Source organism: Catenuloplanes indicus (assembly GCF_030813715.1).
Taxonomy (GTDB): domain Bacteria; phylum Actinomycetota; class Actinomycetes; order Mycobacteriales; family Micromonosporaceae; genus Catenuloplanes; species Catenuloplanes indicus.
Map to the genome: position 1 here is coordinate 9,150,990 of NZ_JAUSUZ010000001.1, position 19,920 is coordinate 9,170,909.

The window sequence follows — 19,920 nt, forward strand, 5'->3', positions numbered from 1 at the left end:
GGTGCGTACGCCGCCCCGTGCTGGGTGGGTCCCGCGCTGCTTGCCGCTGCCGGGGTTGCCGGCGTCGTCCTCATCGTCCTCAACCGGAGGGTCCCGTGAACATCGTCCCGCAGCGCGTCCAGCTCATCGCCTGGACCAGCTTCCTCCCGCCGGCCGGCGTCGCCTGGTCCACCGACGCGGACGGTGGGCAGGCGCTCGCCGAGTTCGCGGGCCGCGCCTGCTACCAGTCGTGGAAGAAGCCGAACCCGAAGACCGCCACGAACGCTGGCTACCTGGAGCACATCCTGGAGACCGGGCACTTCAGCGTGCTGGAGCACGGCTCGGTCAGCTTCTACTTCTCCGGCATCTCCCGGTCGCTCACCCACGAGCTGATCCGGCACCGGCACTTCTCCTACTCGCAGCTCTCCCAGCGGTACGTGCCGGAGCGCGATGCCGCGTTCGTCGAGCCGGACGTGATCGCCGGCGACCCGGAGCTGCACGCCATGTTCGCCAAGGCGGCCGACGCCAGCCTCGCGGCCTACACCGAGCTGCTGGAGGGCCTGGAGGCCAAGTTCGCCGACGTGGAGAGCCCGACGCTGCGCCGCAAGCAGGCCCGCCAGGCGGCCCGCGCAATCCTGCCGAACGCGGTCGAGACCCGCATCGTCGTCACGGGAAATTACAGAGCGTGGAGGCACTTCGTCGCACTGCGCGCGACCGAGGCGGCGGACGTGGAGATCCGCGAGCTGGCCGTGGAGTGCCTGCGCCAGCTGCAGGGCGTCGCGCCGAACGTGTTCGGGGACTTCACGATCAGCACGCTGCCGGACGGCACCGAGGTCGCACACAGCCCGCACGCGGAGCGCTCGTGAGCACGCTCCTCGAGGTGCGCCGGCGCATGCCGCGGACAAACCCGAACTGCACCGCAGACCGACACGGCACGGCCGCCGCATACACGCAGGCCGGATGCCGCTGCCCGGAAGGCCGCGAGGAGCGGCGCATCCGGGAGAAGCGGCGCCGGCACGGCTACGACGGCGGACACACCTCCGTGTCCGGTCTCGGCTCCGCCCGCCGCGTGCAGGCGCTTGCTGTGCTCGGGTGGACGTTCGAGCAGATCGGAGCCCGTTTTCCGAAGCCCGTCAGTTCACGGGCGATTCAAAAGCTCGCCTATCAGGGCGACAAACGGGTGCACGTTGCGACCGCGAACAGAATCGATGTCATCTATCGGGAGCTGTCCTCCCGGCAGGGGTCGTCGCCTATCACCCGGGCGCGGGCGAAGGCCCGGGGCTGGTTGCCCCCGCTGGCCTGGGACAACATCGACGACCCGGATGAGGAGCCGCGCCTAGGTGGTGAGGGCAGCGACCTCGTTGACAAGGTTGCCATCGAACGCGCGCTCGGCGGCGACCGGATCCGACTCACGCCGGCTGAGCGGCATCACGCGATCCATGTAGCTGTGGCCCGCGGTGTGCCGGCGACGAAGGCGGGCCGGGCGCTCGGCTTGTCGGGTTCGACGTCCCGGCACTACGCGTCCACGCCTCCGCCGGCTGCGGAGGTGGCGGCGTGAGGAAGTCGTACGCCCGCTGCCTGGACCTGGTGGAGGCCGGGCTGATCCGCCGTACCGCCGCTTTCACGTATGAGGACGCCGAGCTGGGCGAGGTCTGGGACGACGTCGTCTACCGGCTTGTCGACGACGGGCTGCTCGCGCTTGGCGAGGACGGCTCCGTGCATACGACCACGTCCCGGGCCCGGGACTTCACGACGACCAGGGCGGCCCGGCGCCGGAAGCGCCCGCCGGCCGTCACCGATCCGTTCACCACCCCGACCGAAAGGACCAGCTCATGACGACGACCACGATCCCGGCCGGGATCAGCCAGAACACCACCGCCTGCTGGGTGCTGCGCTACGCAGACGGGCACGAGCCCGACGCCACGCACCTGGACTTTGACCCGCACTACAGCAGCGAGGCTGAGGCCCTGACGTACGCCTCCGCATACCTGCCCGAGGACGCGATGCCGGGCACGCCGGTCCAGCTTGATGAGCGGTGCTGGACGGCGCACGCCGTCTGCGGGATGCCATTCGACTCGACCGGCGAGGGGCACATCGAGCACAACCCGAACCCGCACGACCTGATCAACTCGGCCGAGACCGGCGAGTGGACGGTCGCCGGCGGTGTGCTGTGCTGCGACACCCGCAACTGCGCCTGCCGGGCAACGGGAGCGGCGGCATGACCCGCTACATGATGGCGACCGCCGCCCGCCACGTCACCGGCGACCTGTCCCGCAGCATCCCCGACCTGGCCTGCATCGACGGCGAGGACGGCGACGCCTACATCGGCCAGTGGGTGGCCGGGTTCGGGTTCTTCAACGTCCGCTTCCCGAAGGCGTCCACCCGGGAGCTGACCGACGCCGAACGCGCCTACTACAGGGCGAAGGTCGTCGACCTGGCCGGGAGCGTCACCCCGATCGATCTCGGGCCGGAGGCGGCATGAGCGCGCTCCTCACACCGACCGCGGTTTCCACGGTGGCCGTCGAACCGCAGCACGACGGCGCCCACGTCGGCCTGTTCGACCCGGCCGGTTTCGACTGCCACCGGATCTTCACCCGGCTGTCCGACGGCACCTGGACCGACGACCACGGCGACGTCCACGTGTGGGCTGAGATCGAGCACGCGGCCCGGATCGGCGGCTACATCATCCGCGAGGTCCAGCGGGCGGTGACCGGGTGAGCGCCGCAGTGGCCGAGCCACACACGGTCGGCGCGATCGTCAGCCTGTCCGACCGGACCGGCATCACCGGCATCTTCCACCGGGCGGCCGACGGCATGTGGATCGACGAGGACGGGTTCGAGCACACCTGGGCCGACATCGCCGTCCTCGCCGTCGGCCAGCACCTCGACGTCGACCAGTCCTGACCAACCCGGCGCGTCCGTCACCACGGCGGGCGCGCACCCAACCCGCACCAAGGAGCACCACATGCGTTGCGTCAAGCACGGCAAGCTCATCTGCTTCTCGGCCGAGTGCCGGGGCGAGAAGCGCTGGCAGGCCCGGCCGGTCCCGCGGCTGACCGCGCCGTCTCAGTCCCGGCTGGCGGCGGCGCCCAAGGCCGCGACCTGGCCGGATGGGCTCCCGAAGCGGCCCACGACCACGCCCATCCGCCCCTCGACGCCCCGGGCCGCGCACGACGACCTGAATGACCCGGTCTCGCCGATCCACCAGGCCACGTACGGCGGGGCGTTCTGGGGTGCCAGCGACGCCCCTGACCGGTGCACGCCGCCGACCGAGAGCAGCACCAGCTCGTCGCCGGCCGGCTACGACGGCGGCTCGTCCGGCGGCGGCTACTCGTCCAGCTCGGACAACGGCTCGTCGTCCAGCCCGTCGTGCGGCGGGGGTGAGTGACCATGATCCGCACCTACCGGAAGCGCCCCGTCGAGGTCCAGGCGGTCGAGTGGACCGGCGACAACGAGGGCGAGATCTACGACTGGTCCGGCGGCAACTTCCGCGCCGTCGATGTCGAGGACCGCGGTGACGATCCGGACATCACCGGCGAGGTCTACGACCGACTCCACTCGACCTGGGTCGGCGTGAAGGCCGGCCACTCGATCGTGCGGGGCGTCCAGGGCGAGTTCTACCCGATTGCGGCCGATGTCCTCGCTGAGACGTACGAGCCCGTCCCTACCGCCTAATCACCGGGCGCGGCTGCCCTGCACGGTGGCCGCGCCCTCCACCACGGGAGTAATCGTGAGCACCACCGTCGAGCCGCGGCCGACCACCGTCGACACGTCCATGCCGGACTGGATGCACCTCGCGTGCTGCACGGAGCCGCCCGTGTCGCTGTGCGGGATCGACCTGACCACTGGGGACGAGGTCACAAGCGCGGATGAGGCGCCGGCGCCGGTGTGCCCGCTGTGCGAGGCGGTGGCCGCTTACCGGTGCCCGCGGTGCGGGGCCTGAACGTCGTGGTCCGGCCGGGGCCGAACGCGATCCTGCCGTGCGGGACGGACAGCGCGCGGCGTCGGCACCTCGCGCGTGGGAAGCGGTGCAAGACGTGCTGGCCGACGTACCTCGGGCTGCCGCCGATGCCGGACGTCGACTACTTCACGGCGCTCGGGCTGCGGGCCAGGAGGGCGCGGTGACGGCGGGGGAGTGGCGGCTACGCCTATCGGGCGATTTTCAGCGTGTCGGTCTTGCCGTCGCGCTTCTCGACGTAGGCGTTGCAGATCCGTCGAATGTGCTCGCGGGTGTACCCGGTCTGCTTGACCACGTCGACCTGCTTGACGCCTCGCTCGACGACGGCCTCGCCGATGGCCTCGAACAGCGCGGTCCGGCGCGCGTTGAGGGCGTCCTCGGCGCGCTTGTAGGCGCGGAGGGCAGCGGCGAGTTGCTCGTCGGTCACGGGCTCAGTGTCGCAGATGCGGATGTGGCCCACCAAGGGTGGCGCTTGCGTTCCGGTCGTCATGCCACATACTGTAGGCCTACACGCGGTGGCATTCAACCGGGTGTGACCTGCAATGGAGGACGGCCCTTGCTTTTCCCCACAGCATTCATCCCGCCGCACGTCGAACCTCGCTGGTGGGAGCGCGACGCGACGTCGCCCGAGCCCACCCGGAACGTCACGGCAGCCGAGCACGGGCAGTGCCCGACCCACGTCAAGTACGCGCTGACCTGCCGCCAGTTCGACCGCCTCATGGCCCGCGCCGACAACCACTGCGAGGCCTGCGGCTCCGCACCCGAGAACAGCCGCTTCGGGCGCCTCGCCATCGACCACGTCACCAAGCTCGGCTGGTGGGCGGTGCGCGGCCTGCTCTGCACCGCCTGCAACGCCGCGCTGCACGTCGGCGCTCTCGGCCTGCCCCGCTTCCGTGAGTACGTCAGCAACGCGTTCTACCTGACGCTCCTCGCCGAAGCGAAAGTCACCGACCACGTCGCCGAGCCGCCGCTTGGTGCTGTGGTGCTCGACGCCGGCGGCCGCCCTTGGCGGCGCGAACAGCCGGCTCGCTGGCCCTGGACCAGTGAGCACCGATGGATGCCGCGCCACCGTCGCTACCCGCAGGCTCCCGAGACGTGGGAGTGGCTGACCAGCAGAAACGGCCCGCACCACCTGCGCGTCGACCGCATCGAATCGCACCTCATCCCCGCCGCCTGACCCGAGGAGATCCGCATGACCGAGACCGCCTACTCCACCGACAACCCCGCGAACGCCGTCCACCTGCGCGGCCCGTGGCAGGTCGTCCTGTCCGTCGAGGGACAGGTCCTCGATACGTTCGACCACGTCGACGCCACCGACGAGATCGACATCTGCATCTGTCGCGGCACCGCGATCCCGAAGAACGGCGGCTGGCCCGACACCTACTCCGGCGACGACGAGATCGAACTTTGGACCGACCTGGAGTACGACGAGGCCCGCGTCCGCTGGATCCAGGCGCAGGCCATGGCCGCCGGGCTCAACGCGGCGTTGGCCCCGGCGACCACGTTCAACACCGAGCAGTTCACCGAGATCCGCAACGCGGTCAAGGAAGCCGCCTACGCGCGGCGGCTCGGCGAGAACGCCGTGCAGGCGCTCGCCTGGCGAACCCAGGCCGTTCTGGAGCGCCGCGCCCGTGCCGTATCGAACGCGGCGGCCGAGGCCGAGAAGGCGAGCGCCTGATGGCCGTCCTCCCGCCGCTGGCCCCGCACCCGTTCGAGCCCGCCAAGCGCGCCAACCCGAACGGACCCGGCCTGATCGACGAAGCCTACTGCGGCTTCCACCAGGCCACCGACGACCAGACCGGCCAGTTCTGCATGCACCTCGCGGGCAGCCCGGTTCACACCACGCTGCTCGAAGCCGCCGCCGAGGACGCCGCCTGGAGGGCCAAACCGTCCACGTGCCGAGCCTGCCCGGACGGGTGCCCGTCGTGCACCCGGAACCGGTCCGACTGCGAGTGCTACGAGCACGACGAGCCCGAAGAGGAGGCCCGGTGACCGGCTCCTACACCCCGCAGACGTGTGTCATCGCCAGCTGTGGCAGCGACCTGCACGTCACCTGGACGCTCGGCATGCCGCTCTACCGGATGGACGTCGAGCAGCTCGCCGGCCCGCCGACCCCGGACGGGGCGTACACGTCCGACTGGAAGGTCGAGTGCGAGGCCGGGCATGTCGTCCTCGTTCCCTCGCAGGACTCCCCCAGCGACCCGGACGGGACCGCCGACTACGACAGCGACGAGTGCTACCGGACATTTCGGCGCTCTGACCTGGAACGACTCGCGGCGCTCATCCCGGCGTCCGGCTGCCCGAACTGCCCGCCCGGCTACGACTGCGAGACCGGCCGCTACGCCACCGAGCCCGCGACCAGCGAGGAGAACGCCCGATGACCGTCACCGACCACACCTGGACCAGCTACATCGGCAAGCTGCCCGAGCCGTACGCCGACAGCACCCCGCAGAACGTCGCCGACATGCTCCGCGACCACGCCGACCCGAAAATCAACATCGCGCCGCTCGACCTCGCCGCGCTCGTCGCCGCCGACCTCATCGTCAAGCAGGCCGCCGAGATTGAGCAGCTCAAGGCGGCCATCGCCCCGCAGCCGACCACCGCGGACCCGATCACCGTCGCGTACGGGATCGCGACCACGACCGACATCGTCCGCCTCCGGGCCGCCGCCCAGCTCTGGCGCGACGCGATGTCCGGCCAGCACGAGATGTTCGCCCACTGGCTCGACGGCTGCCGGAAATGCCGCAAGGCCCGGCGTGAGGGCGACCCGCACTACGCCTGCGACCAGTACAAGACCTGGCAGAAGCAGTACGAGGACGCGGTAGGTGCCTGGTGAGCGACTACCGACTCAGCACCCTCACCGTTACCGGCCTACGCGACCGCGCCCGCAACCTCGACGATCCGCTCGGCGCCGACGACGCCACCCTCCTCGACGATGCCGCCGACCTCATCGAAGACCTCGCCACCGAGAACCAGCGGCTCCGCGCCCAGCTCAGCGAACGGGCCGCCAGCCCGAGTGCCGGGCAGGACGAGCCAGCCGCCAGCGTGCCGACGAACTGCGACGGGTGCGGCTTCCCGCACTGCGGTCCCTGCGACCCCGACGACCTGGCCGCCGAGCTGGAACGGCGGCACGCGTGATGGACGAGGTTTACGACGAGATTCCCGACTCGCACTGGGAGAGCCTCGGCGAGCAGCGCGACGAGGCCGAACGGAACGGCGAGATCACCGTCGACATCCGCGACCTACGCACCGCCCAGAAGCGCATCGCCCAGCTGGAGCGCGAGCTTGCAGCTCGGCCCGCCCCGCCGGTCGTCGTCCTGACGGGCGACACCGGCGGCGGCCGGCGCGAATTCGGCATCCACGTCGGCGGTAGAGATCTCGGCGGCTTCGGCTACCAGGACTGCGGCTGGGCCTTCCAGGACCACAAGCCGATCATCCGCGACCTCGCCGAAGCGCTCGGCGCCCAGGTCGACGACCGCACCACCTGACCCGCTCTGCCCGGCCGGACCTCACCCGGCCGGGCGCACCACCCGAACCAACACCAGCACCGCCACATAGATCAAGGAGCCCGAAGTGCCCGACTTCTGGACCGTCTCGACGGCCGCCTGCGGCTCCGACCTGCCCGCGCCGAGCCCGAAGGAGCGGGCGCGGTGGGCGTGAAGCTGATGGTCGAGATCCTCGACCACGCGCCAGCCGCGTGGACGCAGTCCGAGCGGCTGCTCGCCGTGTCGATCGCCGAGCAGGTACGGGACTCCGTGCGTCGCGGTGCGCCGACCATCGACCTCCTCGCGCTCCGGACCGGCATGAACGCCGAGTCCATCTCGAAAACGCTGCGCCGGCTCTCGGACAAGGGCTACGAGTTCCGGGTGCCACAGGGCAAGGACCGAACGGGCCGCGTGGTGTTCGCGTACCGGGGCATGCGGACCGAGTTCGTGGTTCCGAAGCTGTGCCCGCTGGCGGTCCACGCGACGAACATCTGCGTGCAGTTCGCCCGCGACGAGCCGGCCGACGTCGCTACGGAGAGTGTAGAAAGGCCGGACGGTGGTCCGGCCATTACCGGCGATCTCGACGCTCCCCGGCCGCTCGTCGTGGCAGAAAGGCCGGACCAGGGTCCGGTCAAAGGCCAGGAAAGCCCGGACGGTGGTCCGGCCATTCGCAAGGAAAGGGCGGACCACCGTCCGGCCATTAAGGCAGAAAGGCCGGACGGTGGTCCGGAATGGCCGGACGGTGGTCCGGCCCTTCCCCTCAATCCCCTCAAAGATCTCCCCTCAGGGGCAGCGCCCGTGGCTTCGCCGACGGCCGCCTCCGCACCAGCCGAGATCAAAACCGGAAGTGCGAAGAGTGACGGAACACAGGGCGGTCTCTTCGACCGTGCCACCGCCGGCCACCTGACCGAGGCGCAGAAGACCATCCACAACTCGCTCATCAACTCCGGCTACCCCGACGTCACCCTCGACGACGTACGCGGCACCCACCGCCAAGTCCTCGCATCCTGCCGCGACAAGAACCGCGCCAGCGCGTACATCACCCGGATCGCCAACGGCCCGAACGGCTTCCAGCGCTTCTACGACGCCCACCGTGCCGTCCAGGCCGAGCTAGCCGCCGCCGACGTCGAACGCGCCCTCGACACCGCCCCACCCTGCGAGCACGGTACCCCCGCCGGCCGGACCGTCAGCCCCGTCCACGGCGGCTACCGGTGCTTCGCCTGCCGCAAAGGCCAGCCCGCCGCCGAGCGCCGCCCCGACGCCACGAACGACGTGGTCGCCGCCGCTGTTGACGCTTACCGCCGCGCCTACCCCGGCGCATTGCGCCGCGACATCGGCCTGCGCATCACCGGCCTCGGCCGCGAAGTCCTCGCCCTGCTCCACGGCGGCGCCGCCCCCGACCAGGTCGTCGCGCTCGCCGCCGCAGCCGGAGCCGCCCAGACCCCGCTCCTCGAATACGCCGCCTCCGGAAGGAACAACGCCGCATGAGCACCGCCGTCGAGCCCACCGCCGCCGAGCGTCGCAAGCCGCCCTCCTACGACCTCGCCGCCGAACGCGCCGTCCTCGGAGCCCTCCTCAACGACCCGTCAAAGATCTCCCGCGCCACCGCGGCCCTGACGTTCGAGAGCTTCTACAAGCCGCAGCACGGCGAAATCTTCACCGCGATCGTCGAGGCAGCCGAAGCAGGCAAGCCCGGCGGGCCGGCCTGCATCGCCGGGATCCTCCTCGACCGCGGCGACCTCGAACGGATCGGCAACTCCATCCCGTTCGACCTGTACCGGGAAGCAGAGAAGATCCCCGGCGAGGTCGACTACTTCATCGAACGCGTCGCCGACCGGGCCGCCGCCCGCGGCTACGAAATCGCCGGCGTCCGCATCGCCCAGTTCGCATCCGGGCCCGGCGTCGCCCCCGACGACATCGCCGCCCTCGCCGAGAAGCTCATCGCTGAAGCCCGGCCCCGGCGGCGGCAGACCGAGTTCGTCAGCATCGGCGAGCTTCTCGAACCCGGCTTCGACGAGATCGAAGCCCGCGCCGAGAAGCCCAACGGCATCCCCACCGGCTACCCGAGCCTCGACAAGCTCCTCGTCGGCGGGTTCCGCTCCTCAGCCGTCTACACGATCGGCGCGGCCAGCGGCGTCGGGAAGACCTTCGCGCTCACCGACATGGCCCGCGCCATCTCCATCGAGGGCAAACTCAAGACGCTGACGATCAGCTACGAGATGAAGCCGCTGGAGATCTTCGACCGGGTCCTGTCCGCCGAAACATCAGTCCTCTACAGCCGCATCCGTGCCGGCGAGCTCGACGACCGCGACTGGCAGCGCATCAGCGCCCGGACCGGGCCGATCGCGTCCGCGCCCATGTACCTGAGCGCCCCGGTCGAGCGAACCGTCCGCAAAGCCCGGCAAATCATCGACCAGTACCAGGACGTGCACGGCAAACCCGACGTGGTCTTTTTCGACCACCTGCACCTCATGGACTCCGACCGGATCACCCGCGACGACGTCGCGAAGGTCCGCGCCATCACCAACGCGCTCAAGTCGTTCGCGATGGAGTACGACATCGCAGTCGTCATGGCAGCCCAGCTCAACAAGGCCAACCACGGCCGCGCCGAGAAGAAGCCCGACATCGGCGACCTCCTCGGCTCGTCCTCGGTCGAGCAGGACTCCGACGCCGTCGTGCTCATCTACCGGCCCGAGAAATACGAGAAGGACTCCCCGCGCCGCGGCGAGGCCGACTTCATCGTCGCCAAGAACCGAGCCGGGGAGGAGCGCTCATTCGTCGCAGCCGCCCAGCTCCACTTCGCCCGCTTCGCCGACACCGGGGAGATCCAGTGACCAAGCCGTACGAGTTCCTCGACTGCTGCGACAAGACCCGCGCCTGCGTGAACGCGCCCGCAGCCAAGCCGTTCCGCATGAGCGTCGCCCCCGACCTCCAGTGCGAAGGCCGCTGGTCGGTAGTCGCCGACTACCGCTGCCCCCAAGGTCACACCTGGTACACGAGCTGGGGCGCGGACACCGAAATGCTCACCGGCTCACCCGACGAGGAGTACACCGCCGATGAAACCTGGGACCCGCGCATGATGGCCTGCGCCGGCTGGCTCGAAGCCGACTTCTTCGTCCAGCACGGCTGGGAACTGCGCACCGCACCCGACGGGACCCGGCTCGCCCGGCACCCCGACCGCCCCGGACTGATCCTGCCCATCCCGCCCGCGTGCGGGCACGACGACTGCCCGACCAGGCATCGCGTCCCCGAGATCGAACGGGTGCTGGTCTCGCCGGGCGTCCTGCCCTGGTGACCGCGCTCATCGCAGCCGCCACGGTGTCACCGGTCCCGTGCCGTGGCGGCTGCGGCCAACAGCTCACGGACGCGGACTCGATCCGGGTCGGCTACGGCCCGGACTGCGCTGAGAAGCGCGGCATCTGGCATCCGCGCCACCAGACCACCACCCGCCCGGCCGCCCGGCAGGACGGGCCCACACTTCTCGACCTGATCGGAGACCGGATGACTGACGACGAGACCCGCCGTGCGCCCGCCGAGAGCAACGCTGGCGGTAGTACGACCCTGAGCGCATACCCGAGTAGCCCCGAACGGCGTAGCGGCGATCTCAGCGGGCCGGACGCCTCGCCACTCACCGCGGACCAGGCCGCGCAGATCGCAGCCGCGCTCAAGTCCGGCGCCGCCCGGATCTGCCGGACCCGCTGCTACCCGTGCCAGTTCGACGACTGCCCGGACGGCCCGCACACGTGGATGGACGCCGACGAGATCGCCCACGTGGGCCGCCGCGTCGACACGGCCGAGGAGCGTCTCGCGCTTGCCCGAACAAACCCGTGCGGGTGCGCCTGCATGGACCAGCACCGAATCCCGAAGGAGACCCCGTGACCGCCTGGCGGAAGTCGTCCCGCTGCGAGTCGCACACGTGCGTCGAAATCGCCACCCTCCCCGGGATCGTCCTCGTCCGCGACAGTAAAGACCCCGACGGCGAGGTGCTCGCGTTCGAGGCACCGGCCTGGCGAGCGTTCCTCGCCGCCGTCCACCGCGCCGGCGTCGACCCGATAGAACGCGCCGTCGCCGACTGGCAGGACCACCTCCCCGGAATCAGCCCGTGACCACCGCCGTCCTCACCCGCCCGGCAGCGCCCACCGCGCCGCCGGGCGGGACCGGCACGCTCGTCTGCACCGCCGGCTGCGGCTACCCGCTCGACCCGGCAGCCGCCGCGGGCGGGTTCACCACCCATCCCGCCTGCGACCTGCCCGACGACATCCCGCAAGCCACCCGCTGGCAGTGCGGCCGACTCGTATGCCCGGCCAACGGACCCGCCAAAGGCGACCACGACGCCATTGACCGCATCCGCATGCACGACCACGTCCACCACAAACCAACTCGACGAGGGAGACGACGATGACTGACCCACTCGACCAGCCCGAGAACGAGGGCTACACCCTGCTCTACCCGTTCACCGCCTGCACCAGCAACGGCGGCCCGTACGACGACGAGGCGTTTACCGCCGGCGTCCAGACCGGGCGGATCGAGCGGTCCCTTGCGGTCGCGGCCAGCCTCGATGTGTCCGAGGTTCAGATCACCGCGTACGCCGCGCTCCGGCACCAGCTGGAGCTGATCGCCATGCACCACGGCTACCCGAACATCACCACGCAGGCCGCAGACGAGACCCCCGAGTGGGCGCTGTTCACGTTCCGGAAGTCCGCGCCGTGACCGACCCGGACCTGTACCTGCGCATCGCCACTGCACTCCGGTGGGCACGCCAGCACGGATGGATCAAGCGGTACCCCCGCACCGGACGGGACGGACTCCACAGCTGGCAGTCCGCCCGCGGCGAGTGGCCGGCGCACCGGGTCCAGTTCAACGGCGACACCCTCAGCGTCCAGGAGAGCGCCGAGGAGTGGACCGGGTGGACATCCCGGCTGACCATGCGCATCCACAACCCGCGCGAGGCGCTCGGTGCGCTCGCCGTCATCGGACTAATCCCGGCAGCATTCGCCCAGCCCGCAGATGGTAGATGACACGACAACCTGATACATCATGGAGCCTGAGACAAGAACGGAGGCCCCTCCGGTATGGATAGAACAGACCCCGAATACAACGACGGGAAGCTATGCGGAGCGAAGCGCTTGAACAGCGACGAGACCTGCAAGCAACCCGCCGGATGGGGCACCCCGAACAAGGAAGGCCGCTGCAAACGACACGGCGGCTCCACCCCGACGCAACAGAAGCGCGTCGATAAGGTCGTCGCCGAACAGGCCGCCGAGCAGGTGCGCGCCGAAGCAGGCCTGCTGCGGTCGCTCGCCGACATCCCCGACAGTGAGATCTCCGGCATCGTTCCGGCGACGGAGGTGCTGCGGCTGATCGCCTGGTGGCTATCCAAGGTCAACCTGTACACGCGGCTGATCCGGGAGGCGTACGCCGCCGCCGAACGCCTCAAGGCCGCGGCAGCCGCCGAGCAGATCACCCTCATCGACGAGCAGATCGAGGTCGACGAGCAGGGCCGCCGCCAGCGTGAAGACGCCGAACTCCAGACCGCCCGCGCGGACCTGCAGCGCATCTTCGCCCTCGGCGGACAGACCGCCCTGGTCGGGGTCAAGTACGACGCGGACCGCGGCCAGGTGTACGGCGTCGACGAGGGTGTTCGGGCGCTCGTTCAGCTGGAGGAGCGGGCGGCGGACCGGCTGAGCAAGAACCTGCACCTCGCCCACCAGATGAAGATCGACGAGAAGCGGATCGACCTGGCGAAGTTCGCCGGCGCGGCCGTGCATCAGGTGATCGTCGGCGTGCTGACGGAGCTGGGTGTGAAGACGAACGACGAGCGCGTGTGGCAGCTCGTCATCAGGCACATGGACCTTGCCATGGGTGGCGTCCAGACAGGAGTGGCGGCATGACCGAAGAGGAGCTCAATGCGCGGTTCGCGGCGCTGGCCGATGATGCGTCCGGCCCGGATCCGGCGCTGGTCGGTGCGGTGACGTTGGAGGTCAACCGCTGTCAGCCGTGGTGGCGGCGCGTCGGCACCGAGCGGGTTGCGTCGCTGGTCGGCGCGGTCCAGTTCGTGCGCGCGACCGGCAGCCTCAACCCGGCTGACCCGGCCGCGATCGCCGCGGTCGTGAAGGCGTCCGGTCTCCGCGGTCGGCGCGTTCACCAGCTCGCGTGGAAGGTGACGACCACGATCCTCGCGATCGAGGAGTGGGAGTCGCGGGTCCGCTAGAAGTGGGCGACGGCCCGGGGATCCCCATCACCCGGACCGTCTCTGTGACCCTCTGAGCAGCAGCAGCGCTAGATCAGTTGCCCCCGCAGGATACGACCGGGAGCACTGATGACGCGCAACCTTGAGCACGACACGATCGACTCCACCCGCACGGTTGACACCCCCTGCCCGTGCTGCGGCCACGACCGGCCGCGCGTCGGGAACGCCTGCCCGCACTGCCGGGTCCGGCTGGCCGACTGGCTGAACGACCTACCCGGGCAGGTTGCCCGGCTCGCCGCGTGCCTCGTCCCCGGGGCGGCGCCCGCCGGCGACCGGGTTTCGACTTCCCGCACCGGCAGCCCGACGCCCGCCCGTCTGGACGTGCTGTCGCTCATCGGCCCCGGGAACGCCGAGGTTCGCGTTGACGGCCGCGCTCTCATCCCGCGCGTGCGCCGCTGGGCCACCACCGAGGTCGTCAAGTCCGCGCACGACGGCACGGAGCACGTGGTCACGGTCTGGCACCGGCAGGTTGACCGCGGACCCGACGGCCGGCCGCTGCTCTACCTCGCCGACGACCAGATCGGCTCGATCCCGCCCGCCGAATGGCTGGCCATGCAGGTCGCAGAGTGGCGGCGGGCGCTCGGCTACTCGAGGCCGGCCCGCGACCGAGACCAGGTCGGCGCCGACGCCCGCTGGCTCGGCCGGCACCTCGACGACGTCGCCGACCGCGAACTCGTCGACATGGCACGACTTCACGCCGAACTTCGCACGCTTCGCAACGAGCTTGAGCGCGTGCTGGGGGAGACCCCGGACACCGTGTACCTCGGCCGCTGCCCCACCCTCCTCACCGCCCGCGACACCGGCGTAGAGACTCCGTGCGGGATGGCGTTGTGGCACGACCCGCACGCGTCCGTCATTACCTGCGCCCGCTGCCGCTCCGCGTGGGCCACCCAAGGCCGCGGCTGGATCGACCTGGCCGTCGCCATCCGCCGCGTGTGGCCGATTGACCGGCGCCGCCGGTACTCGGTCGACGAGGCCGACGCCGCCGTGGTGTCGACCTGGGCGCCGGCGTGCCGCGAGGACGGATGCGGCAGGCCGCTCCCGATCACCTGGACCGACGTCACAGAACCACGCGACAAGGGGCCGATGTGGCGGCCCACGATCGAGCCGTGCCGGATCGGCCACGCCGAAGCCGAGGTGGCGGCATGAAGCGGATCAACAAGGTCGTGAAGTGGCTAACCGACTTTGCCGAGGCCGGTACCGCGCCGCTCAAGGACCTGATCGAGCACCTCGGTCCGAGCCGCGTGTTCAGTGTGCTGCTCGCTCTCACGCTCGCCTCCGGCGTCATGGCGCTAATCGAGGCACGCCCGTGACCGGCCGCGCGCCCTGGGCTCCGCCACCGACCCGCCGTGAGCTGCTGGCCCGGATCGGCCGGCACCTGCTCGCCGGTACCGCAGCGGTCGCTGAGCTTGTCACCCCGCCGCCGCCCGTCCACCGGATCTCCGGCCGTCACGCCGACCGCGGTGCCGTCTACGGGCGGCCAATGCGCGGCTACCGGCTCCGCGCCCGCGTCCGGCTCGCGCTGGGTGTCGGCCTGGCCCTGCTCGTCCTGTACGCGCTGTGCGGCGCGTGCACCGTCATCCTCTGAAGGAGAACCCGCATGACCTGGAGAGCGCTCGTAGAGTCCGACTTCGCGCGTGGCGGTATCGCCGTCCACCTCGGCCAGCGAGGCGTCGACGGATACACCACCGTTGTCGAACCGATGCAGATCGACCTCACCGTACGTACCGCCGCCGAGGGCGCCACACACCGTTCCGAGCCTGCGCTGCGGATCCCCGACGACCTCGGCCGAGCGCTCCTCGCCGCGCTCGCCGAGCACTACGGCGGAACCAGCCCCGCGCTCACCGACCGCGCAGACCTCATCCACGAGCGCGGCCGAGTCGACAAGCTCATCAACCATCTGATCAGTGGCGGCGCGGCATGACCATCCTCGACCGCATCGACTCCGTGATCGACGGGCTCTGCCCGTGCGGTGCCGAGCCGCGCGCCGACGACCCGTACTGCTCCGACGACTGCCGCCCGACCCACCGCGGACCGGACACCACCTGGTCGGCGATGAGATGGCGGCCCGCCCCCGTTGGCAGCATCGCCCGCGCCGGACCGCACGTCCGCATCGACGTTCGCGTGCCTGAGGACCTACTCGTGCCTGAGTACGTGTCCCGGCGCCTCGACGCTTTTGCGACCGCAATGGCGGCGGCGGTGAGAGGCGCGGGCGAAGCGATCGCCGCCTCGGTCGTCGAGGTGTTCGAGCATTCCGCGGGGATGCTTCGCCCGTCCGAGCCGCTGTGGGTGTGGTCGACCGAGCCGGGCCACGTCATGACGCTCAACAACCCGGACGGCTACCCGCACCCGGCGGACAGTCCAGACCAGGCGTCCGACCCGATGCTCGCCGTGATCGAGGCCCGCCGCCGGCGCGGCCCGCACGGACCCCAACCCCGACGGCGCGCGCCCCGCCGCCTCGACCCGTCCCGACGACGCTGAAGGAGTCCGCCATGCCCGACCTTGCCCACCTGCTCGACCGGATCCGCCGCCACGCCGACGGCGACGGCCGGGTCACCTCGAAGATCTGCATCACCGGCCCGGAAGCAACCGCGCTCCTTGTCGCCTACGACCGCGCCCAAGCCGTCGCGGTAGCCGCAGCCGACTTCGACGGCGACAAGCCGGACGAGGACGTCAACGAGCTGTACCAGGACTTCAGGTCCGCGCTCGACGCGTGGCGGGAGGCAATGGCGTGACCACGGACATGCTCGTGGGGATCACCTGCGACCCGCGCGACTACGGCACCCGCCTCGCCCGCTGGCCCGGCGCCCGCCATACCCGGATCTTCGGCTACCCGGGTAAGGGCATCCCGTCGTGGAAACCCACCCCCACAGACCGGCGGATCGCCGAGGCACGGCGCCTGTGCCCCGGGATCATCCCGCACGTTAGCTTCAAGGACTGGCCGGACGACATGGCAGCCGAAGCGATGGTCCGGGCGTGGCTCAACCAGCTCCCGCCTATCACCGCGCCGCTCACACCCGGCGGACCGCCGCTCGTCATGCTCTCCCACATGCACGAGCCCGGCCCGAAGGACTTCGACCCCGCCGAGTACCGGCGGCGCCAGTTCCTCATCGCCATCTGGCTCGCCGCTCACCCGCGCGGCGGCCAGGTCGACCTCGTCCACATCGACGCGAACATCTGGGTCGAAGGCAAGGGAGGCCGGGACCTGTCCATCTACCTGCCCGGCGTCGGGCTGCCGTCCGTCGACACGTACGCGCGGTCGTGGAAGCCGTACCCGACCGTCGATGACCTGCTCTGGGCGCCGCTGAGACTCGCCGACGCCACCCGCACCCCGCCCATGCTGCCCGAGTTCGGCATCGCCCGACGCCCCGACGACCCGACCGGAGAGCAGCGCGCCGAACTGATGCACGAAGCGCTCGTCGTCCTCTGGGCCGAGGGCTGCCGGCTCGTGTCGTGGTGGGAAGACCTCGGCACCGCACCTAGGGCAGGTGGTCCGGCGCCGGACTTTCGGCTGGACGACGAGCCGTCCCGGCGCGTGTGGGAGGACGCGATGGCCGGGCGGATCTGAGTCAGCTGCCAATCCGGTAGGAACTGGCAGCAGATCAGTAGCAACGCCCGCACGGGTGAGCTGGCAGCGTGCCCGGCCCCACGACCAGGACCGGGCACGCTGCCAGCAGATACCGTGACAACGTGTTCCTCGAAGACCTCATCACCGCCCTCGCGGCCGAAGACCGGAACAAGCCCGTCAAGCACGGCTTCGGCAGCCCGCACTCGTACCGCGGCTTCTACGAACAGCTCGCCTTCGAACCCATTGAGAACACGACCGTCGGCGCCATGCTGGACGCCGCCTGCGAAGCACTCGACGCGACCTACGAGGGGTACAAGGGCGGCACCTATCGCATGGACAGTCTGACCGAGTGCTGGCTGGCCGAGTACGGATCAACCGGCGAACAGCTCGGCCCCACGCTGCTGCGCGGCATGCTGGCAGACGGGGCATGACCGGCGAGCTGGTGGCGTGGCTGCGCGCGCAGCTCGACGCCGACCTCACCGCGCTCAACGCCTGGAACGCCGCCTGCATCCACCTCGAAGCCTGCGGCGACACCAGCCAGTTCACCGAGCGGTTCGACCTCGACGGCGAACGCTGGCGGGCCGACCTCAACGCCAAGCTGCGCATCCTCGACGCCGTCGAACGCCACGCCGACCCGCACCCCGGTCAGCCCTGCACCAACGACGACAACCCGTACGTCGAGTGTGAGCTGCACGTGGCCGCAACCGGCCGTGTCGACCCGTACGCCGCGCAGCTGCTCGCACTCCCGTACGCAGATCGTGACGGATACCGGGACGAGTGGCGGCCCGCGTGACCGCACAGTGGCTCGTTACCCTCGACCTGGCCGCGACGTACCTGGCCCAGTCGTTCGGGCAGGACGTCACCGAGGAGCGCATCCGCCAGTGGATCAGCCGCAGCAAGACGCCCGCGAACCCGGAGGGCGTCCCACGGCGAGGCTCCGAAGGCCGGCGCGCGCTCTACGACCTCCGAGACCTCATCACGCTCGCGGAGACACGACTTACCGGTACGGGATAACACAGCTTGACACCAGCCAGGACCAGGTGTCACAGTTCATTTCGATGTTGGCGGTTCATGCCCAAAGCGGCGTGGCCGCCATTTCTCGTATCTGACCCAGCACGGCGAGGTGAGCCGTGACCGCCGGGCTCCTCGACATGCGCGCCGCCTGGGCCGAAGCCCGCCAGCGCATGGTGCCCCGGCAGCGGCGGTGGGCGTCACCGCTCGACATGGCCGTCAGTCTCGACCCGGCCCGCATCAGCGACACCGGCGAACGCGTCGGCACGGTCCGGACGCCGGCACTGAACGTCGTCAACGACGCCCTGGTCCGGCTCGCAAACAAGCCCGGCCAAGGGCGGCTCGCAGTATTCCTCTCGCCGCAGGAGGGTAAGTCCACGACCTGCTCGTACTGGAACCCGCTGTGGTTGCTCGTCAACAACCCTGACCTGCGCATCATCGCCGTCTCGTACAACGCGGAAAAGTCCCGCGAGTGGGGCGCCGAGGTCAAGAACGCCATCGAGAACTTCAGCGGCGATGACGGCATGGAAGACCTCGGGCTGCGGCTGCGCACCGACACGCGCGCCGCCGGCCGGTGGAAGGTCGAGGGGCACCGCGGCGGGCTCTACTGTGCGGGGATCGAGTCCGGCATTACGGGCCGGCCGGGCGACTACATCATTGTCGACGACCCCACGAAAAATCTTCAGGAAGCGCAGTCGGCAACGAAACGCGGCAAGGTCACCTCGACCTACCGAGGCGCGATCATCCCCCGCATGGGCCCCACCACCAAACTGGTGTGGATCCAAACCCTCTGGCATGAGTCCGAGACCATCCAGGAGATCCTCGCCAACGAAGGCGACTCGTGGGAGATCGTCCGCATCCCCGCGCTCTGCGACTCCGAGGACGACCCGCTCGGCCGGGCCATCGGCGAACCCATGGAGTCCGCCCGCGGCAAGCGCGACTGGGCCAAGGTTCGTCGCGACGTAGGCGAGTACGTCTTCTCCGCGCTCTACCAGCAGCGGCCGTCGCCAGCCGAGGGCGGTCTGTTCAAGCGCATCCACTGGCGCTGGTTCACTCTCTACGGCGACCGCGTGCACCTTGGCGGCCGCGAATTCGATCTTCGGGATTCGTGGATTTTCATCACCGCCGATCTTGCCGCGTCGACCAAGACCAGCGCCGACTACACCGTCTTCGCCGCCTGGGCCCGCACCATCTCCGGCGACCTCATCCTCCTCGACCTCCTCCGGGCGAAGATCGGCGAACACGACCACTTCGCCCACGTCCACGCCATGTGCCAGCGGTGGAACGTCGACACCGTCTTCGTCGAGGCCAGCCAGTTCGGCACCACGCTCGTCCGCGAAGCCACCCAGCAGCAGATCCCGATCACCCCGCTCAAAGCAGAGCAGGACAAGTTCTCGCGGGCACTGCCAGCGAGCGCCTGGTCCAGTGGCGGACGCATCTGGCTCCGATCGGGAGCGGCATGGGCCGACGCCTTTGTAACTGAGACCGCGGCGTTCCCCAACGGGAAGAACGACGACCAGGTGGACTGCCTCGCCTACGCCGTCCGCGTCGCCGTCACCCAGGCCGCACCGATGCCGTCGAGCCGAACCATGCACCGCACGCCCGAACGCGTCGAGTTCCCCGAGCTCGGCGGTGGCGCACCGCTCGACCTGGCGACCGTACCGCTGTAG

General features: G+C 70.3%; 39 protein-coding genes. 38 read left to right on the forward strand and 1 reads right to left on the reverse strand.

Going from position 1 to position 19,920, the window contains the following annotated elements:
• The first annotated feature begins 101 nt into the window (after positions 1 to 101).
• From thyX to J2S42_RS41165, 10 genes are all read left to right on the forward strand, one after another.
• Positions 102 to 845, forward strand: a complete 744-nt coding sequence (gene thyX / locus J2S42_RS41120) for an FAD-dependent thymidylate synthase (RefSeq protein ID WP_307249311.1) — start codon at positions 102 to 104, stop codon at positions 843 to 845.
• Entirely contained in the window at positions 842 to 1,537 is a 696-nt protein-coding gene (locus J2S42_RS41125) for a hypothetical protein (RefSeq protein WP_307248457.1), read from the forward strand. Before thyX ends, J2S42_RS41125 begins: the two co-directional genes overlap by 4 nt.
• Positions 1,534 to 1,815 carry a hypothetical protein gene (locus tag J2S42_RS41130; protein WP_307248458.1) on the forward strand — a complete coding sequence of 94 codons (282 nt, stop codon included), beginning with the start codon at positions 1,534 to 1,536 and terminating at the stop codon, positions 1,813 to 1,815. The genes J2S42_RS41125 and J2S42_RS41130 overlap by 4 nt, the downstream gene beginning before the upstream one ends.
• Positions 1,812 to 2,201: a hypothetical protein gene (locus J2S42_RS41135; RefSeq protein WP_307248459.1), complete on the forward strand. Its 390-nt coding sequence runs from the start codon at positions 1,812 to 1,814 to the stop codon at positions 2,199 to 2,201. The genes J2S42_RS41130 and J2S42_RS41135 overlap by 4 nt, the downstream gene beginning before the upstream one ends.
• Complete coding sequence (locus tag J2S42_RS41140) at positions 2,198 to 2,461, forward strand: hypothetical protein (protein WP_307248461.1); 264 nt, start codon at positions 2,198 to 2,200, stop codon at positions 2,459 to 2,461. Before J2S42_RS41135 ends, J2S42_RS41140 begins: the two co-directional genes overlap by 4 nt.
• Entirely contained in the window at positions 2,458 to 2,697 is a 240-nt protein-coding gene (locus J2S42_RS41145) for a hypothetical protein (protein ID WP_307248463.1), read from the forward strand. Before J2S42_RS41140 ends, J2S42_RS41145 begins: the two co-directional genes overlap by 4 nt.
• The gene (locus J2S42_RS41150; protein ID WP_307248465.1) at positions 2,694 to 2,882 is read left to right on the forward strand and encodes a hypothetical protein; all 189 of its coding nucleotides are present in this window, start codon (positions 2,694 to 2,696) and stop codon (positions 2,880 to 2,882) included. Before J2S42_RS41145 ends, J2S42_RS41150 begins: the two co-directional genes overlap by 4 nt.
• A gap of 61 nt (positions 2,883 to 2,943) precedes the next feature.
• Positions 2,944 to 3,366 carry a hypothetical protein gene (locus tag J2S42_RS41155; protein ID WP_307248467.1) on the forward strand — a complete coding sequence of 141 codons (423 nt, stop codon included), beginning with the start codon at positions 2,944 to 2,946 and terminating at the stop codon, positions 3,364 to 3,366.
• 2 nt (positions 3,367 to 3,368) lie between these two features.
• Positions 3,369 to 3,653, forward strand: coding sequence for a hypothetical protein (locus J2S42_RS41160; RefSeq protein ID WP_307248470.1), 285 nt, complete (start codon positions 3,369 to 3,371; stop codon positions 3,651 to 3,653).
• A 246-nt stretch (positions 3,654 to 3,899) separates the two neighbouring features.
• Positions 3,900 to 4,103, forward strand: a complete 204-nt coding sequence (locus J2S42_RS41165; protein WP_307248473.1) for a hypothetical protein — start codon at positions 3,900 to 3,902, stop codon at positions 4,101 to 4,103.
• 23 nt (positions 4,104 to 4,126) lie between these two features.
• Here J2S42_RS41165 and J2S42_RS41170 read toward each other — a convergent pair whose 3' ends face one another.
• Positions 4,127 to 4,426, reverse strand: coding sequence for a hypothetical protein (locus J2S42_RS41170; RefSeq protein ID WP_307248476.1), 300 nt, complete (start codon positions 4,424 to 4,426; stop codon positions 4,127 to 4,129).
• Positions 4,427 to 4,492: 66 nt separating this feature from the next.
• Between J2S42_RS41170 and J2S42_RS41175 the strand changes: the two genes are divergently transcribed.
• From J2S42_RS41175 to terL, 28 genes are all read left to right on the forward strand, one after another.
• The gene (locus tag J2S42_RS41175; protein WP_307248478.1) at positions 4,493 to 5,113 is read left to right on the forward strand and encodes an endonuclease domain-containing protein; all 621 of its coding nucleotides are present in this window, start codon (positions 4,493 to 4,495) and stop codon (positions 5,111 to 5,113) included.
• Between the two features lie 15 nt (positions 5,114 to 5,128).
• Entirely contained in the window at positions 5,129 to 5,614 is a 486-nt protein-coding gene (locus J2S42_RS41180; RefSeq protein ID WP_307248480.1) for a hypothetical protein, read from the forward strand.
• Positions 5,614 to 5,928: a hypothetical protein gene (locus J2S42_RS41185; RefSeq protein WP_307248481.1), complete on the forward strand. Its 315-nt coding sequence runs from the start codon at positions 5,614 to 5,616 to the stop codon at positions 5,926 to 5,928. The genes J2S42_RS41180 and J2S42_RS41185 overlap by 1 nt, the downstream gene beginning before the upstream one ends.
• Positions 5,925 to 6,317 carry a hypothetical protein gene (locus tag J2S42_RS41190; RefSeq protein ID WP_307248484.1) on the forward strand — a complete coding sequence of 131 codons (393 nt, stop codon included), beginning with the start codon at positions 5,925 to 5,927 and terminating at the stop codon, positions 6,315 to 6,317. Before J2S42_RS41185 ends, J2S42_RS41190 begins: the two co-directional genes overlap by 4 nt.
• Positions 6,314 to 6,772 carry a hypothetical protein gene (locus J2S42_RS41195; RefSeq protein WP_307248486.1) on the forward strand — a complete coding sequence of 153 codons (459 nt, stop codon included), beginning with the start codon at positions 6,314 to 6,316 and terminating at the stop codon, positions 6,770 to 6,772. Before J2S42_RS41190 ends, J2S42_RS41195 begins: the two co-directional genes overlap by 4 nt.
• On the forward strand, positions 6,769 to 7,074 hold the full coding sequence (locus J2S42_RS41200) for a hypothetical protein (protein ID WP_307248488.1): 306 nt from the start codon (positions 6,769 to 6,771) through the stop codon (positions 7,072 to 7,074). The genes J2S42_RS41195 and J2S42_RS41200 overlap by 4 nt, the downstream gene beginning before the upstream one ends.
• Positions 7,071 to 7,424, forward strand: coding sequence for a hypothetical protein (locus J2S42_RS41205; RefSeq protein WP_307248490.1), 354 nt, complete (start codon positions 7,071 to 7,073; stop codon positions 7,422 to 7,424). Before J2S42_RS41200 ends, J2S42_RS41205 begins: the two co-directional genes overlap by 4 nt.
• 162 nt (positions 7,425 to 7,586) lie before the next feature.
• Positions 7,587 to 8,909: a hypothetical protein gene (locus J2S42_RS41210; protein WP_307248493.1), complete on the forward strand. Its 1,323-nt coding sequence runs from the start codon at positions 7,587 to 7,589 to the stop codon at positions 8,907 to 8,909.
• Entirely contained in the window at positions 8,906 to 10,255 is a 1,350-nt protein-coding gene (locus tag J2S42_RS41215; RefSeq protein WP_307248495.1) for a replicative DNA helicase, read from the forward strand. The genes J2S42_RS41210 and J2S42_RS41215 overlap by 4 nt, the downstream gene beginning before the upstream one ends.
• On the forward strand, positions 10,252 to 10,716 hold the full coding sequence (locus J2S42_RS41220) for a hypothetical protein (protein ID WP_307248497.1): 465 nt from the start codon (positions 10,252 to 10,254) through the stop codon (positions 10,714 to 10,716). The genes J2S42_RS41215 and J2S42_RS41220 overlap by 4 nt, the downstream gene beginning before the upstream one ends.
• Positions 10,713 to 11,300 carry a DUF6011 domain-containing protein gene (locus J2S42_RS41225; RefSeq protein WP_307248500.1) on the forward strand — a complete coding sequence of 196 codons (588 nt, stop codon included), beginning with the start codon at positions 10,713 to 10,715 and terminating at the stop codon, positions 11,298 to 11,300. The genes J2S42_RS41220 and J2S42_RS41225 overlap by 4 nt, the downstream gene beginning before the upstream one ends.
• Entirely contained in the window at positions 11,297 to 11,527 is a 231-nt protein-coding gene (locus J2S42_RS41230) for a DUF397 domain-containing protein (protein ID WP_370879362.1), read from the forward strand. The genes J2S42_RS41225 and J2S42_RS41230 overlap by 4 nt, the downstream gene beginning before the upstream one ends.
• Positions 11,524 to 11,823: a hypothetical protein gene (locus tag J2S42_RS41235; protein ID WP_307248505.1), complete on the forward strand. Its 300-nt coding sequence runs from the start codon at positions 11,524 to 11,526 to the stop codon at positions 11,821 to 11,823. Before J2S42_RS41230 ends, J2S42_RS41235 begins: the two co-directional genes overlap by 4 nt.
• Positions 11,820 to 12,131 carry a hypothetical protein gene (locus J2S42_RS41240; RefSeq protein WP_307248507.1) on the forward strand — a complete coding sequence of 104 codons (312 nt, stop codon included), beginning with the start codon at positions 11,820 to 11,822 and terminating at the stop codon, positions 12,129 to 12,131. Before J2S42_RS41235 ends, J2S42_RS41240 begins: the two co-directional genes overlap by 4 nt.
• Positions 12,128 to 12,439, forward strand: coding sequence for a hypothetical protein (locus J2S42_RS41245; RefSeq protein WP_307248509.1), 312 nt, complete (start codon positions 12,128 to 12,130; stop codon positions 12,437 to 12,439). Before J2S42_RS41240 ends, J2S42_RS41245 begins: the two co-directional genes overlap by 4 nt.
• A gap of 108 nt (positions 12,440 to 12,547) precedes the next feature.
• The gene (locus J2S42_RS41250) at positions 12,548 to 13,312 is read left to right on the forward strand and encodes a hypothetical protein (protein ID WP_307248513.1); all 765 of its coding nucleotides are present in this window, start codon (positions 12,548 to 12,550) and stop codon (positions 13,310 to 13,312) included.
• Entirely contained in the window at positions 13,309 to 13,632 is a 324-nt protein-coding gene (locus J2S42_RS41255) for a hypothetical protein (RefSeq protein ID WP_307248515.1), read from the forward strand. Before J2S42_RS41250 ends, J2S42_RS41255 begins: the two co-directional genes overlap by 4 nt.
• Before the next feature lie 108 nt (positions 13,633 to 13,740).
• Entirely contained in the window at positions 13,741 to 14,820 is a 1,080-nt protein-coding gene (locus J2S42_RS41260) for a hypothetical protein (RefSeq protein WP_307248518.1), read from the forward strand.
• Entirely contained in the window at positions 14,817 to 14,984 is a 168-nt protein-coding gene (locus J2S42_RS41265; RefSeq protein WP_307248521.1) for a hypothetical protein, read from the forward strand. The genes J2S42_RS41260 and J2S42_RS41265 overlap by 4 nt, the downstream gene beginning before the upstream one ends.
• The gene (locus J2S42_RS41270) at positions 14,981 to 15,259 is read left to right on the forward strand and encodes a hypothetical protein (RefSeq protein WP_307248523.1); all 279 of its coding nucleotides are present in this window, start codon (positions 14,981 to 14,983) and stop codon (positions 15,257 to 15,259) included. Before J2S42_RS41265 ends, J2S42_RS41270 begins: the two co-directional genes overlap by 4 nt.
• Positions 15,260 to 15,271: 12 nt before the next feature.
• Positions 15,272 to 15,595: a hypothetical protein gene (locus J2S42_RS41275; protein ID WP_307248526.1), complete on the forward strand. Its 324-nt coding sequence runs from the start codon at positions 15,272 to 15,274 to the stop codon at positions 15,593 to 15,595.
• Positions 15,592 to 16,152, forward strand: a complete 561-nt coding sequence (locus J2S42_RS41280) for a hypothetical protein (RefSeq protein ID WP_307248528.1) — start codon at positions 15,592 to 15,594, stop codon at positions 16,150 to 16,152. The genes J2S42_RS41275 and J2S42_RS41280 overlap by 4 nt, the downstream gene beginning before the upstream one ends.
• A gap of 11 nt (positions 16,153 to 16,163) precedes the next feature.
• Complete coding sequence (locus tag J2S42_RS41285) at positions 16,164 to 16,406, forward strand: hypothetical protein (RefSeq protein ID WP_307248532.1); 243 nt, start codon at positions 16,164 to 16,166, stop codon at positions 16,404 to 16,406.
• Positions 16,403 to 17,239 (forward strand): hypothetical protein, encoded by an 837-nt coding sequence (locus J2S42_RS41290; protein WP_307248534.1) that lies wholly within the window; start codon positions 16,403 to 16,405, stop codon positions 17,237 to 17,239. The genes J2S42_RS41285 and J2S42_RS41290 overlap by 4 nt, the downstream gene beginning before the upstream one ends.
• 122 nt (positions 17,240 to 17,361) lie before the next feature.
• Positions 17,362 to 17,670, forward strand: a complete 309-nt coding sequence (locus tag J2S42_RS41295; protein ID WP_307248535.1) for a hypothetical protein — start codon at positions 17,362 to 17,364, stop codon at positions 17,668 to 17,670.
• Positions 17,667 to 18,032 (forward strand): DUF6221 family protein, encoded by a 366-nt coding sequence (locus J2S42_RS41300; RefSeq protein ID WP_307248539.1) that lies wholly within the window; start codon positions 17,667 to 17,669, stop codon positions 18,030 to 18,032. Before J2S42_RS41295 ends, J2S42_RS41300 begins: the two co-directional genes overlap by 4 nt.
• On the forward strand, positions 18,029 to 18,253 hold the full coding sequence (locus J2S42_RS41305; RefSeq protein WP_307248541.1) for a hypothetical protein: 225 nt from the start codon (positions 18,029 to 18,031) through the stop codon (positions 18,251 to 18,253). Before J2S42_RS41300 ends, J2S42_RS41305 begins: the two co-directional genes overlap by 4 nt.
• 116 nt (positions 18,254 to 18,369) lie before the next feature.
• Positions 18,370 to 19,920: a phage terminase large subunit gene (terL, locus tag J2S42_RS41310; RefSeq protein ID WP_307248544.1), complete on the forward strand. Its 1,551-nt coding sequence runs from the start codon at positions 18,370 to 18,372 to the stop codon at positions 19,918 to 19,920.

What these genes read in the sequence shown, in the direction of transcription:
- J2S42_RS41180 (WP_307248480.1), top strand. Translation starts at nt 5,129, where the DNA reads ATGACCGAGACCGCCTACTCCACCGACAACCCCGCGAACGCCGTCCAC.
- J2S42_RS41195 (WP_307248486.1), top strand. Translation starts at nt 6,314, where the DNA reads ATGACCGTCACCGACCACACCTGGACCAGCTACATCGGCAAGCTGCCC.
- J2S42_RS41260 (WP_307248518.1), top strand. Translation starts at nt 13,741, where the DNA reads ATGACGCGCAACCTTGAGCACGACACGATCGACTCCACCCGCACGGTT.
- J2S42_RS41140 (WP_307248461.1), top strand. Translation starts at nt 2,198, where the DNA reads ATGACCCGCTACATGATGGCGACCGCCGCCCGCCACGTCACCGGCGAC.
- J2S42_RS41185 (WP_307248481.1), top strand. Translation starts at nt 5,614, where the DNA reads ATGGCCGTCCTCCCGCCGCTGGCCCCGCACCCGTTCGAGCCCGCCAAG.
- J2S42_RS41160 (WP_307248470.1), top strand. Translation starts at nt 3,369, where the DNA reads ATGATCCGCACCTACCGGAAGCGCCCCGTCGAGGTCCAGGCGGTCGAG.
- J2S42_RS41300 (WP_307248539.1), top strand. Translation starts at nt 17,667, where the DNA reads ATGACCGGCGAGCTGGTGGCGTGGCTGCGCGCGCAGCTCGACGCCGAC.
- J2S42_RS41240 (WP_307248507.1), top strand. Translation starts at nt 11,820, where the DNA reads ATGACTGACCCACTCGACCAGCCCGAGAACGAGGGCTACACCCTGCTC.
- J2S42_RS41285 (WP_307248532.1), top strand. Translation starts at nt 16,164, where the DNA reads ATGCCCGACCTTGCCCACCTGCTCGACCGGATCCGCCGCCACGCCGAC.
- J2S42_RS41145 (WP_307248463.1), top strand. Translation starts at nt 2,458, where the DNA reads ATGAGCGCGCTCCTCACACCGACCGCGGTTTCCACGGTGGCCGTCGAA.
- J2S42_RS41170 (WP_307248476.1), bottom strand. Translation starts at nt 4,426, where the DNA reads ATGACGACCGGAACGCAAGCGCCACCCTTGGTGGGCCACATCCGCATC.
- J2S42_RS41275 (WP_307248526.1), top strand. Translation starts at nt 15,272, where the DNA reads ATGACCTGGAGAGCGCTCGTAGAGTCCGACTTCGCGCGTGGCGGTATC.
- J2S42_RS41135 (WP_307248459.1), top strand. Translation starts at nt 1,812, where the DNA reads ATGACGACGACCACGATCCCGGCCGGGATCAGCCAGAACACCACCGCC.
- J2S42_RS41215 (WP_307248495.1), top strand. Translation starts at nt 8,906, where the DNA reads ATGAGCACCGCCGTCGAGCCCACCGCCGCCGAGCGTCGCAAGCCGCCC.
- J2S42_RS41155 (WP_307248467.1), top strand. Translation starts at nt 2,944, where the DNA reads ATGCGTTGCGTCAAGCACGGCAAGCTCATCTGCTTCTCGGCCGAGTGC.
- J2S42_RS41255 (WP_307248515.1), top strand. Translation starts at nt 13,309, where the DNA reads ATGACCGAAGAGGAGCTCAATGCGCGGTTCGCGGCGCTGGCCGATGAT.
- J2S42_RS41280 (WP_307248528.1), top strand. Translation starts at nt 15,592, where the DNA reads ATGACCATCCTCGACCGCATCGACTCCGTGATCGACGGGCTCTGCCCG.
- J2S42_RS41265 (WP_307248521.1), top strand. Translation starts at nt 14,817, where the DNA reads ATGAAGCGGATCAACAAGGTCGTGAAGTGGCTAACCGACTTTGCCGAG.